This window comes from Bacteroides sp. MSK.18.37 (assembly GCF_019129155.2).
GTDB lineage: Bacteria > Bacteroidota > Bacteroidia > Bacteroidales > Bacteroidaceae > Bacteroides > Bacteroides ovatus.
The window spans coordinates 1,597,799-1,615,567 of the sequence record NZ_JAHOIB020000001.1 but is presented as its reverse complement, the minus strand read 5'-3'; the positions used below and the strand labels follow the sequence as shown (position 1 = coordinate 1,615,567).

General features: G+C 41.7%; 14 protein-coding genes. 8 read left to right on the top strand and 6 right to left on the bottom strand.

Annotation, left to right across the window (positions count from 1 at the left end):
- Positions 1–5: 5 nt before the first annotated feature.
- The 3 genes from KSX81_RS06750 to KSX81_RS06740 all read left to right on the top strand — a co-directional run bounded on the left by KSX81_RS06750 (position 6) and on the right by KSX81_RS06740 (position 3,452).
- Complete coding sequence (locus KSX81_RS06750) at positions 6–1,493, top strand: Gfo/Idh/MocA family oxidoreductase (protein WP_004299333.1); 1,488 nt, start codon at positions 6–8, stop codon at positions 1,491–1,493.
- 38 nt (positions 1,494–1,531) lie between these two features.
- Positions 1,532–2,398, top strand: coding sequence for a DUF1080 domain-containing protein (locus KSX81_RS06745; RefSeq protein ID WP_004299334.1), 867 nt, complete (start codon positions 1,532–1,534; stop codon positions 2,396–2,398).
- A 145-nt stretch (positions 2,399–2,543) separates the two neighbouring features.
- A complete protein-coding gene (locus KSX81_RS06740; RefSeq protein ID WP_004299335.1) occupies positions 2,544–3,452 on the top strand; it encodes a sugar phosphate isomerase/epimerase family protein in 909 nt (302 codons plus the stop codon).
- Positions 3,453–3,540: 88 nt separating this feature from the next.
- Here KSX81_RS06740 and KSX81_RS06735 read toward each other — a convergent pair whose 3' ends face one another.
- Together KSX81_RS06735 and KSX81_RS06730 are read right to left on the bottom strand one after the other, a co-directional pair.
- Positions 3,541–3,762, bottom strand: a complete 222-nt coding sequence (locus tag KSX81_RS06735; protein WP_004299336.1) for a hypothetical protein — start codon at positions 3,760–3,762, stop codon at positions 3,541–3,543.
- A gap of 160 nt (positions 3,763–3,922) precedes the next feature.
- Complete coding sequence (locus tag KSX81_RS06730) at positions 3,923–5,596, bottom strand: long-chain fatty acid--CoA ligase (protein WP_004306616.1); 1,674 nt, start codon at positions 5,594–5,596, stop codon at positions 3,923–3,925.
- 110 nt (positions 5,597–5,706) lie between these two features.
- On the opposite strand from KSX81_RS06730, the gene mtaB reads away from it, so the two are divergent.
- Genes mtaB through KSX81_RS06710 form a run of 4 tightly spaced genes read left to right on the top strand, consistent with a single transcriptional unit; the run spans position 5,707 to position 9,511 of the window.
- A complete protein-coding gene (mtaB, locus tag KSX81_RS06725; protein WP_118418361.1) occupies positions 5,707–7,026 on the top strand; it encodes a tRNA (N(6)-L-threonylcarbamoyladenosine(37)-C(2))-methylthiotransferase MtaB in 1,320 nt (439 codons plus the stop codon).
- A gap of 2 nt (positions 7,027–7,028) precedes the next feature.
- Positions 7,029–7,952, top strand: coding sequence for a lysophospholipid acyltransferase family protein (locus tag KSX81_RS06720; protein ID WP_004306618.1), 924 nt, complete (start codon positions 7,029–7,031; stop codon positions 7,950–7,952).
- Between the two features lie 2 nt (positions 7,953–7,954).
- Positions 7,955–8,983: a glycosyltransferase family 2 protein gene (locus KSX81_RS06715; protein ID WP_004299340.1), complete on the top strand. Its 1,029-nt coding sequence runs from the start codon at positions 7,955–7,957 to the stop codon at positions 8,981–8,983.
- A 3-nt stretch (positions 8,984–8,986) separates the two neighbouring features.
- The gene (locus KSX81_RS06710) at positions 8,987–9,511 is read left to right on the top strand and encodes a methylglyoxal synthase (RefSeq protein WP_004299341.1); all 525 of its coding nucleotides are present in this window, start codon (positions 8,987–8,989) and stop codon (positions 9,509–9,511) included.
- Positions 9,512–9,641: 130 nt separating this feature from the next.
- Here the strand turns inward: KSX81_RS06710 and folB are convergent, their stop codons facing one another.
- From folB to KSX81_RS06690, 4 genes are all read right to left on the bottom strand, one after another.
- Positions 9,642–10,013 (bottom strand): dihydroneopterin aldolase, encoded by a 372-nt coding sequence (gene folB, locus KSX81_RS06705; RefSeq protein ID WP_004299342.1) that lies wholly within the window; start codon positions 10,011–10,013, stop codon positions 9,642–9,644.
- On the bottom strand, positions 9,997–11,049 hold the full coding sequence (locus KSX81_RS06700; protein ID WP_008998905.1) for an acyltransferase family protein: 1,053 nt from the start codon (positions 11,047–11,049) through the stop codon (positions 9,997–9,999). Before KSX81_RS06700 ends, folB begins: the two co-directional genes overlap by 17 nt.
- Before the next feature lie 302 nt (positions 11,050–11,351).
- The gene (locus tag KSX81_RS06695; protein WP_004299344.1) at positions 11,352–14,033 is read right to left on the bottom strand and encodes a 4-alpha-glucanotransferase; all 2,682 of its coding nucleotides are present in this window, start codon (positions 14,031–14,033) and stop codon (positions 11,352–11,354) included.
- A 131-nt stretch (positions 14,034–14,164) separates the two neighbouring features.
- Positions 14,165–16,708 (bottom strand): adenosylcobalamin-dependent ribonucleoside-diphosphate reductase, encoded by a 2,544-nt coding sequence (locus KSX81_RS06690; protein ID WP_004299345.1) that lies wholly within the window; start codon positions 16,706–16,708, stop codon positions 14,165–14,167.
- A gap of 284 nt (positions 16,709–16,992) precedes the next feature.
- Here KSX81_RS06690 and KSX81_RS06685 point away from each other — a divergent pair, with 284 nt between their 5' ends.
- Positions 16,993–17,736, top strand: a complete 744-nt coding sequence (locus KSX81_RS06685) for an NADPH-dependent oxidoreductase (protein WP_004321972.1) — start codon at positions 16,993–16,995, stop codon at positions 17,734–17,736.
- The last annotated feature ends 33 nt before the right edge of the window (positions 17,737–17,769 follow it).

The window sequence follows — 17,769 nt, the reverse complement described above, 5'->3', positions numbered from 1 at the left end:
AAATCATGTCAAACATTTCGAGGAGAAAGTTTCTCAAAACGGGAGCCGCTGCTTTAGCAGGTATAACCATTGCTCCCAGTACAATTTTAGGTATGAGTCACGGGCATGTTTCGCCTACTGACAAATTAAATCTTGCAGCTGTGGGTATTGGCGGTATGGGACATGCCAACATTAATCACGTAAAGGGCACTGAAAATATTGTGGCTCTTTGTGATGTGGATTGGAAGTATGCAAAAGGTGTGTTCGACGAATTCCCCAAGGCTAAAAAATACTGGGATTATCGTAAAATGTATGATGAAATGGGTAAATCTATTGACGGTGTAATTGTTGCAACTGCCGACCATACTCATGCTATCATCACTGCTGATGCAATGACAATGGGAAAACACGTGTACTGTCAGAAGCCGTTGACCCACTCTGTTTATGAATCTCGTTTATTGACAAAATTAGCTGCCTCAACAGGTGTTGTTACTCAGATGGGTAATCAGGGTTCATCGGATGAAGGTACGGATTTGGTATGCGAATGGATTTGGAATGGTGAAATCGGTGATATAACTAAGGTGGAATGTGCGACAGACCGTCCTATTTGGCCGCAAGGATTGAATGTTCCTGAAAAGGTTGATAAAATTCCTAGCACATTGAATTGGGATTTGTTTACAGGTCCTGCTAAAATGAATCCTTACAATGCTATTTATCATCCTTGGAACTGGCGTGGATGGTGGGATTATGGAACAGGTGCATTAGGCGATATGGCTTGCCATATTTTGCATCAGCCGTTTAGAGCATTGAAATTGCAATATCCAACTAAAGTGGAAGGGTCATCTACTTTATTGTTGAATGCTTGTGCTCCGCAGGCACAGCATGTGAAAATGATTTTCCCTGCTCGTGAAAATATGCCGAAAGTAGCTATGCCTGAAGTGGAAGTACATTGGTATGATGGCGGTATGATGCCTGAACGTCCGAAAGGATTCCCGGAAGGAAAACAACTGATGCAGAGTGGTGGTGGTTTGACTATTTTCCACGGAACGAAAGATACTTTGATTTGCGGATGTTATGGACAGAATCCTTGGTTGCTTTCTGGTCGTAAACCAAATGCGCCAAAGGTTTGTCGTCGTGTTCCCAATGCTATGAACGGTGGTCACGAGATGGACTGGGTACGTGCATGTAAAGAAAATAAATCTAACCGTATCATGACTAAGTCTGATTTCTCAGAAGCCGGACCAATGAATGAAATGGTGGCAATGGGTGTATTGGCTATTCGTTTGCAAGCGCTGAATAAGACTCTTGAATGGGATGGAGCTAACATGTGCTTTACGAATATCGGTGATAACGAAACGATCCGTACCGTTATCAAAGACGGATTCAAGATTCATGATGGTCATCCGACATTTGACAAGACATGGACTGATCCGATTAATGCGAAACAGTTTGCTGCTGAATTAGTGAAACATACTTATCGTGACGGCTGGAGACTGCCTGATATGCCGAGATAAATTAGAAATTAAAGATAAAAAATTAAATCGTTATTATCATGAAAAAAGTATTTTATCCATTAGCTTGTTGTTGTCTTGCTGCAGGAGTTTTTGCTTCTTGCGGTGGTCAGAAAAAAGCAAATGCTCAGGAAGAACCGAGCAAAGTTGCATTGTCTTACTCTAAATCATTGAAAGCACCGGAAACTGATAGTTTGAATCTGCCTGTTGACGAAAATGGTTATATCACAATCTTTGATGGTGAAACATTTAACGGGTGGCGTGGTTATGGAAAAGACCGTGTTCCTACTAAATGGACAATCGAAGATGGCTGTATCAAATTCAACGGTTCTGGCGGCGGTGAAGCTCAAGACGGTGATGGTGGTGACTTGATCTTTGCTCACAAATTTAAAAACTTCGAGTTGGAATTGGAATGGAAGGTTGCTAAAGGTAGCAATTCAGGTATTCTGTATTTAGCTCAGGAAGTTACTTCTAAAGACAAAGATGGTAATGATGTGCTTGAACCTATTTATATTTCCGCACCTGAATATCAGATCTTGGATAATGCCAATCATCCGGATGCTAAATTGGGTAAAGATAACAATCGTCAGTCGGCTTCTTTGTATGACATGATTCCGGCAGTTCCTCAAAACTCTAAACCGTTTGGCGAATGGAACAAGGCTAAGATTATGGTTTATAAAGGTACAGTGGTTCATGGACAAAACGATGAAAACGTACTTGAATATCATTTGTGGACAAAACAATGGACTGATATGTTGCAGGCAAGTAAGTTCAGCGAAGATAAATGGCCTTTGGCATTTGAATTGCTGAATAACTGTGGTGGCGAAAATCACGAAGGTTTCATCGGTTTGCAAGATCACGGTGATGATGTTTGGTTCCGCAACATCCGCGTGAAGGTTTTGGACTAATCAAATAGTAATAAGAAGGCACGGGTTACACGTATTTCACGTTTTTTTGAATGGCGATTGCCATAGAGTAACCGTGAGGTCTGTGTAATCCGTGCCTGTTTTTTCTATATAAATCTAATAATTGTAATCCCCTGATATCTATTATATGAAAACAAAAATTTATTTATGTGCGTTGGCTGCTCTTTTCATGATTCCACAGGCAATGACGGCACAAACTAAGAAGAAAGCTAAAAAAGAAGTAGCTATTCAACTCTATTCTGTCAGAGATATATTGAATAAGGTAGACAATAAAAATGGTAAGTGTGACCCCACTTATACTGCTCTTCTGAAGAAATTGGCAAACATGGGATATACCGGTGTTGAAGCTGCCAATTATAACAACGGTAAATTTTATGACCGGACTCCCCAACAGTTTAAGAAAGATGTCGAATCGGCAGGATTAAAAGTTTTGTCTTCACATTGTACCAGACAATTGTCCAAAGAAGAATTGGCTTCCGGTGACTTGTCAGAGTCTCTTCAATGGTGGGATCAGTGTATTGCCGATCATAAAGCTGCAGGAATGAAGTACATCGTAGCTCCTTGGATGGATGTTCCAAAAACGCTTAAAGATTTGAATACATATTGCACTTATTTTAATGAGATAGGCAAACGTTGCAAACAACAAGGTTTGTCATTTGGATATCATAATCACGCTCATGAATTTCAGAAAGTAGAAGATAAAGTAATGTATGATTATATGCTGGAACATACGAATCCTGAATATGTCTTCTTCCAGATGGACCTTTATTGGGTAGTTCGCGGACAAAACAGTCCTGTTGATTATTTTAATAAATATCCCGGCCGCTTCAAGATATTCCATGTTAAGGATCACAGAGAGATCGGACAAAGCGGAATGGTAGGTTTTGACGCTATCTTTAAGAATGCAAAAACTGCAGGTGTTAACTATCTCGTTGCTGAAATCGAGGGTTATAGTATGCCGGTAGAAGAGAGTGTGGAAGTGAGCTTGGATTATTTGTTGGACGCTCCTTTTGTGAAGAGTTCATACGCTAAATAGCGTGTGAATTGCTAAAATTGAAGCATAAAAAAAGTCTGTGCATGCTTTTGCATGGCAGACTTTCAATTCTCTCTAAGCTGTTTCTGAATTATTCAGCTACAGTTTCAGTTGCAGTGCTATCAGCATTCAAAGAATCTGCTGCTGCGGCTGCTGCTTGTTCAGCTTCAAGAGCTGCTGCTTCTACTGCTGCGATTGAGTCAGCGATACGGATAGAATCCTGAGTTGCTTTTGCTGCGTCAGCTGCTTTGTTACCACATGATGCGAATGATACTGCTACGATAGCTACGGCCATCAAAACTAATTTTTTCATTTTCTTTGCTTTTTAAAAACGTAATACAATCAATTGCTTTATTAAAACGATGCAAAGGTATGTACTTTTTCAATATGTTGTTCTCGAAACGCCAACTTTTTTTATATTTTTTTTTTGTAACTAGCCGCTTTTCTCCCCTTTTTATATGTTTTAGAACATGCTAATCGACAGCAATACTGTTATATAAGTATCTTTTTATGCTTCTTTTGGGCGTTTTTTCAAATTCAGTAGGATAAAGTTGGATTCTGCTGATTTTTTCATAAGCGGCTACATTGCTGTTCAGATTCTTAAGATTTTCATCCATGATTGTTTTCAGGTTATTCGGATTGTTTAATCCGAGAGAATCCAACGCTTCATAATCGGCATAAACGAGTGCTACTAATTTTTTGTTGCGTTCGATAACGAGACTTTCAAGAATGAAAGGCAGGTTATTCAGTTTTGTTTCCAACTCTTCGGGGAAGATGTTCTGTCCGCTTGAACTTAAGATCATGGTCTTGAGGCGTCCCCGGATGAAAATATTTCCGTTGCTGTCCATGGAACCGAGATCACCGGTGCGTAGCCAGCCGTCCTGCGTGAATACTTCCTGCGTTGCTTCCTGATTCTTGTAATAGCCCACCATCACATTCTCTCCCCGAACCTGGATTTCTCCGGTTTCTGCTTCAGGGTTTTCTTTATAGATACGTGCTTCCATTATATCCAGAATCTTTCCGGAAGAGCCTAGTACAAACTCATCCCAAGGGGCATAGCTGATTAGTGGCCCACATTCCGTCATACCGTAACCTATAGTAAAAGGGAATTTAATTTTGTAGAAGAATTCTTCTACTTCCTTGTCCATAGCGGCGCCGCCGATAATGATTTCCTTAAACCGACCTCCCAGTGCATCAATCAGTCTTTTGCGTATCTGGTTGTAGATCTGTGTGTCGAGCAGCGGAATATTGAGTGCCCACTTCATACCTTTTTTATTAATGAGTGGCTGGATGATATTCTTATATATCTTTTCGATCACTAGCGGGACAGTAATAATAAGGTTGGGTTTCACTTCCTCAAAAGCCTTCATTATAATCTTCGGAGAAGGAGTTTTACCAAGCAGAGTGACGTGAGTGCCGACAGCGGTCGCTGTCAGAAAGTCAAATGCACAACCGTATGCGTGAGCGAGGGGAAGGAAAGACAGCACTTTATCCCCCTTTTTAAGGAGTTCGGTACGAATACCAAAAGTGACGTTACCGGCAAGATTGTTTCCTGTCAGCATTACACCTTTACTGAAACCAGTGGTTCCGGAAGTGTAGTTTAACAGCATCACTTTATCATTGGATAAAGTGGTATACTGAACATCTTCACGGGTAAATCCTTTCGGATACAAAGAATGCATCTCTTTATCGGTATTTTTCAGAAACTTCTGTATGGTTTCTCCGTCACGCTGATAAAGACACCGGAAATCGGTCAGTGAGAATACGCCTCGTAATCCGGCTAATTTTTCCTCTTCCAGATTGTCCCAAATGCTGTCGCTGGTGAACAGAAATACAGATTCGGAATGATTGACGATATGATGAACATCGTTGGGGGTAAAGTCTTGAAGGATGGGAACAATGATTGCTCCATACGTGATGGTTGCCATATAGGCGATGCACCAGTGAGCGTTGTTTTTGCCGATAACTGAAATCTTATCCCCTCTGCGGAGGCTACAATGTTTGAATAACAGATGTAAACGGGCGATTTTTTCAGCTACCTCCCCATAAGTATATTGGGTATCTTCTCCATAATCTGTGTAACAAGGTAGATCCCAATTTTCACGAAAACTATTTTCGTATAGTTTAATGAAATTCTCTTTAATCATTGCACGTTTTTTAGTGAATTGTGCAAAAATAGGAATAAACTTTCGTATCCAAAAGCGTTTTACTAATAATAATGTGTAACTTTGCAAAGTTAATGTGTTTATAACAGCTTATGATAGATACCACTGTATTTCAAAATAAGACAGCCGTTTATTATACTTTAGGCTGCAAATTAAATTTTTCAGAGACTTCAACTATTGGTAAAATTCTGCGTGAGGCAGGAGTTCGGACTGCGCGTAAAGGAGAGAAAGCTGATATCTGTGTGGTAAATACCTGTTCGGTGACGGAGATGGCGGATAAGAAATGCCGGCAAGCGATTCATCGTCTGGTAAAACAACACCCTGGTGCTTTTGTGGTAGTGACCGGATGTTATGCGCAATTGAAGCCCGGTGATGTGGCAAAGATAGATGGAGTGGACGTAGTGTTGGGAGCGGAACAGAAAGGAGAATTGCTTCAATATCTGGGCGACCTCCAAAAGCATGAAAAAGGAGAAGCTATCACTACGACGACCAAAGATATCCGTTCATTCTCTCCCTCGTGTTCACGGGGAGACCGTACCCGTTTCTTTTTGAAGGTGCAGGATGGATGCGATTACTTTTGTTCTTATTGCACGATTCCTTTTGCCCGGGGACGAAGTCGTAACGGGACTATTGCTTCCATGGTTGAACAGGCCCGTCAAGCGGCTGCCGAGGGAGGAAAAGAAATTGTTCTGACCGGAGTGAATATCGGAGACTTTGGCAAAACAACAGGAGAGAGTTTCTTTGATTTAGTAAAAGCATTGGATCAGGTTGAAGGAATCGAACGTTATCGTATCTCTTCCATAGAACCCAATCTGTTGACTGATGCGATTATTGAGTTTGTGTCTCACTCCCGCAGTTTTATGCCTCATTTTCATATCCCTTTGCAATCCGGTTGTGATGAGGTTTTGCAGCTAATGCGCCGTCGTTATGACACTGCTCTTTTTGCTTCGAAAGTAAGGAAGATAAAAGAGGTGATGCCGGATGCTTTTATCGGAGTGGACGTGATTGTGGGAACCCGTGGAGAAACGCCCGAATACTTTGAACAGGCTTATCAGTTTATTGATGGACTGGATGTGACGCAGTTGCATGTGTTTAGCTATTCCGAACGTCCTGGAACGCAAGCCTTAAAAATAGAATATGTGGTTTCTCCGGAAGAGAAGCATCAGCGTAGTCAACGTCTGTTGACACTATCGGACCAAAAGACACAGGCTTTTTACGCGCGTCATATCGGGCAGGTAATGCCGGTGCTGATGGAAAAATCGAAGACAGGTGTTCCGATGCATGGATTTACGGAGAATTATATCCGTGTAGAGGTGGAAAATGATGATTCACTGGATAATCGGGTGGTTGATGTACGCCTGGGAGACTTTAATGAAGAGAGGACGGCACTTAAAAGTACAATTTTGATATAAGTATGAGATCCAAACTTATCTATTGGCTGGTATATAGTGGAATGTGGTTGTTTTCGGCACTTCCGTTCCGGGTTTTGTATATGCTCTCGGATCTTAATTGTCTGTTGATGTATCGTATTGGGAAATATCGCCGGAGAGTGGTTCGGGGAAACTTGCTTAGATCGTTCCCGGAAAAAACAGATGCGGAGAGATTGCAGATAGAGCGTAAATTTTATCGCTATCTGTCGGATTATATGCTTGAGGATTTGAAATTGTTGCATATGTCTGCCGAAGAGCTTTGTGCAAGAATGACTTATAAGAATACGGAGCAATATCTGGAACTGACTGAAAAGTATGGAGGTATTATAGTAATGATTCCTCATTACGCCAATTATGAGTGGTTAATAGGTATGGGATCAATCATGAAACCGGAAGATGTCCCTGTGCAAGTTTATAAACCATTGAGAGATAAATATCTGGACGAATTATTTAAACGTATTCGTTCTCGTTTCGGGGGATATAATATCCCGAAACATTCTACAGCACGTGAAATTATTAAGTTGAAACGTGATGGGAAAAAGATGGTAGTTGGGCTGATTACCGATCAATGGCCCAGTGGGTATGATAAATACTGGACTACTTTTTTGGGGCAGGAGACGGCTTTCCTGGATGGTGCGGAGCGTATTGCTAAAATGATGAACTTTCCTGTTTTTTATTGTGAGCTTAGTAAGAAGCGTAGAGGGTATTGTGAAGCGGAGTTCAAGTTAATGACGGAAACACCGAAAGAAACAAGAGAAGGAGAAATCACAGAAATGTTTGCCCATAGGTTGGAGCAAACGATTCGCAGGGAACCGGCATACTGGTTATGGTCTCATAAACGCTGGAAATTAACCAAAGAAGAGGCTGATCAGCTGGAACAGGAGGAATTGAATAAGAAGAAAGAATAGTGATGAAGGTTTCAGTTGTAATCTTGAATTGGAACGGGTGCGATATGCTTCGTACTTTTCTTCCGTCCGTCGTCCGCTATTCAGAGGGGGAGGGGGTTGAGGTCTGTGTAGCTGACAATGGCTCTACGGACACTTCTGTGAGTTTGCTTCAACAGGAATTTCCTTCTGTCAGAACGATTGTGCTCGACCAAAATTATGGCTTTGCCGATGGATATAATTGGGCATTGCAGCAGGTCGACGCAGAATATGTAGTTCTTTTGAATTCAGATGTCGAGGTGACGGAGCATTGGCTGGAACCAATGATTGCTTATTTGGATGCTCATCCGGAGGTGGCTGCTTGTCAGCCGAAGATACGAAGTCAACGACAAAAAGAATATTTTGAATATGCCGGAGCGGCTGGTGGCTTTATTGATAAATATGGTTATCCTTTTTGCAGGGGGCGTATAATGGGAGTTGTGGAGAAGGATGAAGGCCAATATGATACGGTGATTCCTGTTTTTTGGGCAACGGGGGCAGCGTTGTTTATCCGGCACACTGATTATGTGAATGTAGGAGGATTGGATGGACGTTTTTTTGCTCACATGGAAGAAATAGATTTGTGCTGGCGACTTCGTTCGCGGAATCGTGAGATTGTCTGTGTACCTCAAAGTATTGTCTATCATGTAGGAGGAGCTACTCTTAAAAAAGAGAATCCTCATAAGACTTTTCTTAATTTCCGTAATAATCTTGTCATGCTCTATAAGAATCTTCCACAGGAGGAGTTAAATAAAGTGATGCGTATCCGGACTTGTCTCGATTATCTGGCGGCGTTCAATTTCTTGTTGCAAGGGCACTGGGATAATGCTAGTGCTGTGATGCGTGCGCGTAAAGAGTATAAACGATTATGTCCGTCGTTTTCTTTATCCCGTGAAGAGAATATGAGAAAAAAAACTTTGAATCCGATACCTGAACGGACAAAAAGTAGTATCTTGTGGCAGTTTTATGCGAGGGGATGCAAACGATTCTCTCAATTGTCGGATTTAAAAGGATAGCAAATGAAATCAAAGGTTAGAAGAGGCATCGGGCTGGTAGCGCATGATGCAATGAAAAAAGACCTCATCGAATGGGTACTGTGGAACTCGGAACTGTTGATGGGTAATAAATTCTATTGTACAGGTACTACGGGTACTTTGATATTGGAAGCATTGAAGGAGAAACATCCTGATGAAGAGTGGGATTTTACGATTTTAAAATCAGGTCCGTTAGGTGGTGACCAACAGATGGGATCACGTATTGTGGATGGGCAGATTGATTATCTCTTTTTCTTCACGGACCCCATGACATTGCAACCGCATGATACGGATGTAAAAGCATTAACCCGTTTGGCCGGTGTAGAAAATATTGTTTTCTGTTGTAACCGTTCTACGGCGGATCATATTATTTCCAGTCCGTTATTTATGGATCCTGATTACGAACGCATTCATCCGGACTATTCCAGCTATACAAAACGTTTCCAGGATAAACCCGTGGTGACGGAGGCTGTAGAATCGGTAAATAGAAGAAAAAAGAAGAGAAAATAAGCGGTAGTTTACGGCTGTGAAAATAGAAGCAGATCTTGCTTAAAAAGGAATGCAGATGATACGGATTACTTTATTAATATCGTATTATCTGCATTTCGTCATTTATGTTTCATTTCCAGCTGTGATTATCTTATTTCCTGCTGCAGTGTAGCTCAATTCCTGCAGACTCTATATCTGCTCCCATCGGTGGGTTTCGTTTGGAAAGCCGGAGTTCGATTTCTTCAATACAGGGGAATTGGTCAAAGAGTTTTTGTATAATCCGTCCGCTAACGTGTTCCAGCAATTTTGAGGGAACAGCCATTTCATTTTCTATCACCTGATGTACTTCAGCATAGTTGACGGTGTCGGTAACTTCATCTGTCCGGGCAGCTTTGCTGATATCTACTTTCAGTTTCAGGTCAATGAGATATTCATTCCCAATCAGATTTTCTTGCGGTGCAACTCCATGATAGGCGTAACAACGAATTTCTTTCAAAAGGATATAGCTACTGTTTATCTTCATATACTGTCTTTTTAGTGTGATCTTGTTTGACTTTTAACAGGTCTTTCTGTGCAACCATTTGTGGAATCACTTTAAGAAAGACGGGTGTGAGCAGAAGGCAGATGCTTAATGTTATAAGCAGAAGTGCGCTTGCCTGTGCCCAACTATTGTGAATATAACGGCTGACTAATGGACCTAAAAAATGAAGTATCGGTCCATGAATACTCAAGGTGATGATTGAATATCGTCCCAAGTAAGAAACAACCTTTATCTTCTTCACTTTTTTGCAAAGTAACATAATCATAAATATTCCTGCAAACGCAGCGATATATACTTGAAAAATATTTCCCGTATAATTGTTAGTACGCATACCCAATGTGGTAGCGGTAAAGTACATTACCACCAGTGCCAATACAACAAAAACCGGTATCAGTTTGTCGAAACGATGGCTGGGATATAGAAAGAAATTATACCGTCGGATCCAGAAACCGGCTACATAGAAGGGGAGGGCAGTCATGGAAACATCTATATACAGGGGTAATTCTATCTGTAATTTTCCGAGATAAAATCCTGCGCAACCAATCAGGATTGTCACAGCGAACATGACAAGCAGATGCTTTTCGCGCAGAAAGTGAATTAGATAAAACAGGATGTTGCAATTGAATAATGCGAGTAGAAACCAGATCGGTGGATTGAACTTGATAAGGTCGTGTCCATGAAATACAACCAAGAGTTCATTCCACGACACAGGCAGTTGAAATACCCTCGGAGCAATCTTCCAAACAATGTATTTCATTAGAAATGCACTTAGATAGAAGAAAAGAAAAGGAATAATCAATTTGTTTATTTTTCGTAGGATGAATCCGAACAGGCCTTCGTATGATTTGAAAAACACTCCCGAGATAAAGAAGTAAAGCGGCATGCGGAAACAGGATAACATCGAATTCGTATCCAGTTGTTCGAAGGCCCCTCCAACGTGTGCCATTACCACAAGGATAATGCAGACTCCTTTGGTTAAGTCCACAAAATCAATACGTCTGCTCTGGTTGCCTTCCATTATCTCTTTTAATTTCTCTTTTTCGGCGCAAAGATACTTTATAAATCGGAATAAAAAGAGGAACATTGAAAAAATAAACGAATGATGCGAAAAGCGAAAAAGTATGATATATAGTAATGATATTATTGCGAAAAAAATGGTTGACTATGTTTTGAAACTCCTTATTTTACCTCTGTTATCAATATATCCTTGAAAAACGAATGACGCGGATCACATAGATTTTTAGCGTTCTTAATCTAGTGTTATCCGCGTCGGTAGTGTCCGGAAAATATCCTTTTAGAAAGTTACTTGTATCTTTTATTCTATTTATTCGGATCTCTTCCTGTGTATTTAATCAATTCGCTAATCTTATCATTAAGTGTTTTTGCTTTCATCAACTGCTCCAGAGTGAGATGCATCCGGTATCTCCAGTAGTTTCGTGGATTGGATGGAACATTAATTCGCTCTTCCGCCACATTCGGATTTCTCCATTTCCCGTCTATCGATAACCAATCCTGGAAAGACAAGATACAGAGAATGGAATTACTGTTGAGATGGTTGCGTACGATTTCCTCGCACAACTCCGGGGTGGCAGTTGTCGGTGCAACTCCATAATGTCCTAACGTTGCATTATAGTAACGTTGGGTCTGTTGATAATCTTCTTCCCACCAGCCACGCAACGTAGACATATCGTGAGTGGAGATTGTGCAGACAGACCGGTACGGATACTCATTTAAATGCCCGAATTCATGCATCGGATTCTTAGGCATCCGCTGAATTTCCAGACTAAGAATCCGGAGCTCATTCATCACCGACGACACACAAGCAGGAATCATCCCCAAATCTTCTCCACAAACCAACATGCGGGTTGATTGTGTCAGTTGAGGTAACTTCTTCATAGCCTGTTGATACCAGAACTCGTTGTGCCGATGGTAATAATACTGGTCGTATAGTCTGTTAAACGCATTTTTCTCTTCTTCGTTCAGCGACCGGAATACGAAATCTCGTTGCACACCGATACGCGGGTGGTATTTACCTTCCTCTTTCTTATCCGCAACAAATAAGACGTTACTGATTAATGAATAAAGCCCTTCCCGAATCCAGATACTATCTTCATCATTTCTACCAGCAAAGAATTGTTCTACCTCCCGTTGTGTTTCGAATCCCGGTTTCATCCGATAAAGTCCGGAGTCATCAATCAATTGAAGAAAGTCCTGTTTGACTAAATGGGTATGCGGTCCGAACAACTGTCCGAGGAAAGATTCATGGATGAATGGTAGCAGATATTCATCCCGGAACGTTAGACCATAACTTTCGATTTCTTCCCGGCTCATCGGTAAAGAAGGATCAAACTGACCTAACAATCCGTGTACAGCGTGCATTGGTATTTCCCAAATACGGAAGAACCCGAGGATATGATCGATCCGGTAAGCATCGAAGTATTCTGCCATTTTCTGAAAACGCTTCATCCACCAGCGGTATCCGTCTTTTTCCATGACATCCCAGTTGTATGTGGGGAATCCCCAGTTTTGCCCGTTGATCGAGAAATCATCGGGCGGAGCACCCGCTTGTCCGTTTAGATTGAAGTAATGAGGTTCTGTCCAGGCTTCCACGCTGTTGCGGCTGATACCAATCGGAATATCCCCCTTTAATACAACACCGTGTTGGCGGGCATATTCGGTTGCAGACAACAGCTGTAGATGCAGATGATACTGGATATAATAATACAACGAGATGTGCGGATAATCTGCCGTTCCCGGTTGGCACATTTTTTCTATATCTTCCGCTTGGTAAACAGAGTGTCGCGGCCATTTGCGGAAATTGGGCGTTTTGTAGGCATCGCGCAGATAACTAAAGACTGCATAAGGTTGCAGCCATTCCTTGTTCGTTTCAAAGAAATCTTTGAAACCTTTGGAAGCCAATACCTTTTCTCCTTCCTGTCGGAACAGTAAGTTGAAAAACTCCCATTTTGTTTGGTTGACCGCTTCGTAGTCAATAGCAGGGAGGCTGTTCAGTTCCTTTTGCTTCTTGCTGAATTTTGATGCCGCTTCTTTATCTTTCAGAGTTCCCATTTGCCTGATATCCGCATACATCGGATGGAAAGCATAAATAGAAATGCTGTTATAAGGATAAGAGTCCGTCCATGCATGAGTCATGGTGGTGTCGTTGACCGGTAAAATCTGAATAACTTTCTGGCGAGTATTTACTGCCCAGTCTACCATACGTTTCAAGTCGCCGAAATCACCTACTCCGAAACTTTTCTCTGATTTTAAAGAAAATACGGGTATAGCGATTCCTGCCCCTTTCCATGCGGGAATGTCGAAATAAGCATATCGGTCGGAAATCACGAGCGTTTCGTTGGTCTTCAGTTCCGGGTCTGCCAGATAGCGGTTAGGGTTTTTCTCCCAGCAGTCTGCTTTCTTTTCCTGTTTGTTGTAGAGGATGAATTTATATTCCAGCGGATATTTAAGTTTGCTGGCGTCCAGCTCTATCTGCCATTCCGGGAAATTGGTATCACTCATCAATACCGCTTTCTCCGGGTCCCAGTGACCTAATGATTTCTGGTTGCCACAAATTGCCAGGCAATAATCTTTGTTGATACGTGGGGCGTAGGCCTTGATAACCAGTCCCTTCTTATATCTTTGCGGGATATTCTCTTTTTCAGGATGTGCCAGTAAGGCTTCTGTAAAAGCAGAACTATAAAGATACAGTTGTTCCGGAATATTTTTCCAGCAATCATTGATTCTGTATATCTTCCTGGAACTGCCTGATAAGAAAATAGATCTCGAAAAACTGTCCCATTCCTTGCGGATAACTATTCCGTTTTGCTCTATCTGATAGCTATAATTGATGGTCATCCCTTCTTGAGGGACTTCAAGCTCAAGTTCTGCCGTCCAATAGATACCATCGGTGGTGTGTAAAGGAATTGATTCCGGAAATAAGCCGGAAATCCTTACTTCTTCTCCCCAATTGGTGCGGTATTCAATATTAAATGATAGAATCATATATATTAGATTTTGATTGTATATGTAAGACACTGCAAGTATAAGACATTTTTTTGAATAAAAAATAAAAGGAGCCGCACCGGACTCCTTTTAATCTTTTGTTTATATATTAATTAACATACGTAGGACTATTATCCACATCTGGAAGCGCCGCAAGTAGTACAAATCAGACAGCCTTCCTGATAAACCAATGTCTCGTTGCCACAGTTCGGGCACTTCTTACCTTTGGCTTCCGTTCCATCCTGAATATACTTCTTCAATGCACGTTCTACACCGTTTTTCCAAGTGTTGATACTTTCACTGTTCAATTGCAGAGAGCCAACCAGTTTGATAACCTGTTCAATCGGCATCCGGTAGCGAAGCACGCCGGAAATCAATTTTGCATAGTTCCAGTATTCCTTGTTGAACTTCTCTGACAATCCTTCAATGGTCGTCTTATATCCGCGTTTGTTCTCGAATTGGAAGTCGTAACGTTTGGTACCGTCTTCATCCACATTTTTGATGATACGTCCGCAAGTTACGCTCTTAGGCAGCAAGATACCTTCGTCGTCATCTTGCAAACCAGTGAATATTTCATAGGGGTGTCCGTCCAATAATCCGACAAAAGCTACCCATTTTTCCTTGTTGTTCTGGAAACGGACAACGTCTGCTTCCAATATTCTCGGACGTACCTCTACAACCGTAGGCGGTTTGCAAGGAGGAAGTCCTTCTTTCTTGTCCTTATCCGATTTCGTAGAGATCAGTACTCCGGAGCGTGAACCGTCACGATATACGGTACAACCTTTACAGCCGGATTTCCATGCCTCTACATACAGGCGGTTTACTAAATCCTCGTCCACATCGTTCGGCAGATTGATGGTTACGCTGATAGAGTGGTCTACCCATTTCTGGATTCTTCCCTGCATTTTCACCTTCATCAACCAGTCGACATCGTTAGAAGTCGCTTTGTAATAAGGAGATTTGGCAACCAGTTCGTCAATCTCTTCTTGGGTGTAACGTCTGGCCGGATCGTATCCGTTAGCTTCCATCCAGGTAACAAATTTATGATGGAATACGATGTATTCTTCAAATGCGTCCCCTGTTTCGTCTACAAAGTCTACATGCACATTCGTATCGTTCGGGTTTACCTTTCTTCTACGTTTGTAAACAGGCAGGAATACAGGCTCGATACCCGAAGTGGTCTGCGTCATCAAACTGGTCGTTCCGGTTGGAGCAATCGTCAGACAGGCAATGTTGCGGCGACCGTATTTCTTCATGTCCTCATACAGTTTCGGGTCGGCTGCTGCCAAGCGTTGGATGAACGGATTGTTCTGTTCACGTTCGCTATTGTATATTTCGAAGGCACCGCGTTCTTTGGCCATTTCCACTGAAGAACGATAGGCACCGAGAGCTACTGTCTTGTGTACTTTTTCAGAGAATTCCGTTGCTTCTTCCGTTCCGTAACGTAATCCTAAAGCAGCAAGCATATCACCTTCTGCAGTGATACCTACGCCGGTACGACGACCTTGTCCGCTCTTCTTGTAGATTTTCTCCCAAAGTGCACGTTCCGCATGTTTCACTTCTTCGTTTTCCGGATCTTCGTCAATCTTGGTCATGATACGTTCGATCTTCTCTAGTTCGAGATCGATAATATCGTCCATGATCCGTTGAGCGAGAGCCACGTGTTTTTGGAACAAGTCGAAATCAAAATAAGCATCCGGTTTGAACGGATTTACCACATAAGAATATAGATTGATAGCCAATAAGCGGCAAGAATCGTAAGGACATAGAGGAATTTCTCCGCATGGGTTGGTAGATACCGTTCTATACCCCAGGTCTGCATAACAATCAGGCACAGATTCACGGATAATCGTATCCCAGAACAAAACGCCCGGTTCTGCCGATTTCCATGCATTGTGAACGATTTTCTTCCACAAGGTAGAAGCGTCGATTTCCTTGGTGAATGTAGGTTGGGCAGAGTCGATAGGATATTGCTGTACATACGGCTTTTCGTCTACGGCAGCCTGCATGAAAGCGTCGTCCAACTTGACAGAAACGTTTGCTCCGGTCACTTTACCTTCGGTCATCTTGGCATCAATGAATGCTTCCGAATCCGGATGCTTGATAGACACGCTCAACATCAATGCACCGCGACGTCCGTCTTGAGCTACTTCACGAGTGGAATTCGAATATCGTTCCATGAACGGAACAAGACCGGTAGAAGTCAACGCCGAGTTTTTAACGGGAGAACCTTTCGGACGGATGTGTGATAAGTCATGACCTACACCACCGCGTCTTTTCATTAGTTGTACCTGTTCTTCGTCGATTTTGATGATAGCGCCATAAGAGTCGGCTGCACCGTCCACTCCGATAACGAAGCAGTTGGATAGTGAAGCAACCTGGTAGTCGTTACCGATTCCTGTCATCGGGCTACCTTGGGGGACGATGTACTTGAAGTGATCCAGTAAATCATACAGTTCTTTTGCTGTCAACGCATTCGGATACTTCGATTCTACGCGTGCCACTTCATTTGCAATTCTCCAATGCATGTCTTCCGGGGATTTTTCATAGATATTACCGAAAGAATCCTTTACTGCGTATTTGTTTACCCAAACCCTTGCAGCAAGCTCGTCGCCTTGAAAATATCGTAAAGATTCTTCATAGGCTTCGTCGTAAGAATAAATCTGTTTTTCCACGATTCAATTTGTGTTAAATCTCGTTTTTAATAAGTAATATGTAGAAGTTTACTTATCGTTAACAAATGTAGGCGCAAAGCTAAGAATGTTTTTTCATCTATCAAAATAAAAATGAATTAATTTATTAACAGGTTGCAAGTTTTCCATTTGTTTATGCTAAGTATTTGATAAACAGTTAGAATTGAATTTTGTTCAAAGGTTAAAGTTCTCCAAAAAGAAAACTATTCTATTCCACTAGTGTGGTGGATTATTTTTTTCTTTTTATATCTTTGCAAAAAAAAGATATGTTTGAAACCGTAAAGAACAGAAGAACTATCCGGAAATATCTGCCTAAAGATATAAATCCGAGTTTGTTAAATGATTTGCTTGAAACCTCTTTCCGTGCTTCTACGATGGGTGGGATGCAACTTTATAGTGTGATTGTGACTCGCGATGCGGAAATGAAGGAGAAACTTTCGCCTGCTCATTTCAATCAGCCGATGGTAAAAAATGCTCCAGTCGTATTGACTTTTTGTGCTGATTTCCGTCGTTTCAGCAAATGGTGTGAACAGCGGAAAGCAGTGCCGGGCTACGATAATTTAATGTCTTTTATGAATGCGTCTATGGATACTTTGCTTGTTGCGCAGACTTTTTGTACGCTGGCGGAAGAAGCAGGACTCGGCATTTGTTATTTAGGAACTACCACTTATAATCCTCAAATGATTATTGATACCCTCCAACTCCCCGAACTGGTATTTCCTCTCACCACAATAACGGTAGGCTATCCGGACGGTATTCCCGCACAAGTAGACCGTTTGCCTTTGGAAGCTGCCGTGCACGATGAAAAATATCACGACTATACACCGGAAGGAATAGATAAACTCTATGCCTACAAAGAATCATTGCCGGAAAACAAGCAGTTTATCGAAGAAAATAAAAAAGAAACATTGGCTCAAGTCTTTACAGACGTGCGTTACACAAAGAAAGATAACGAATTTATGTCCGAAAATCTATTGAAAGTACTTCGCCAGCAAGGATTCTTGAAATAAGTATTAAGTATCAAGTATTAAGTATTATCCATG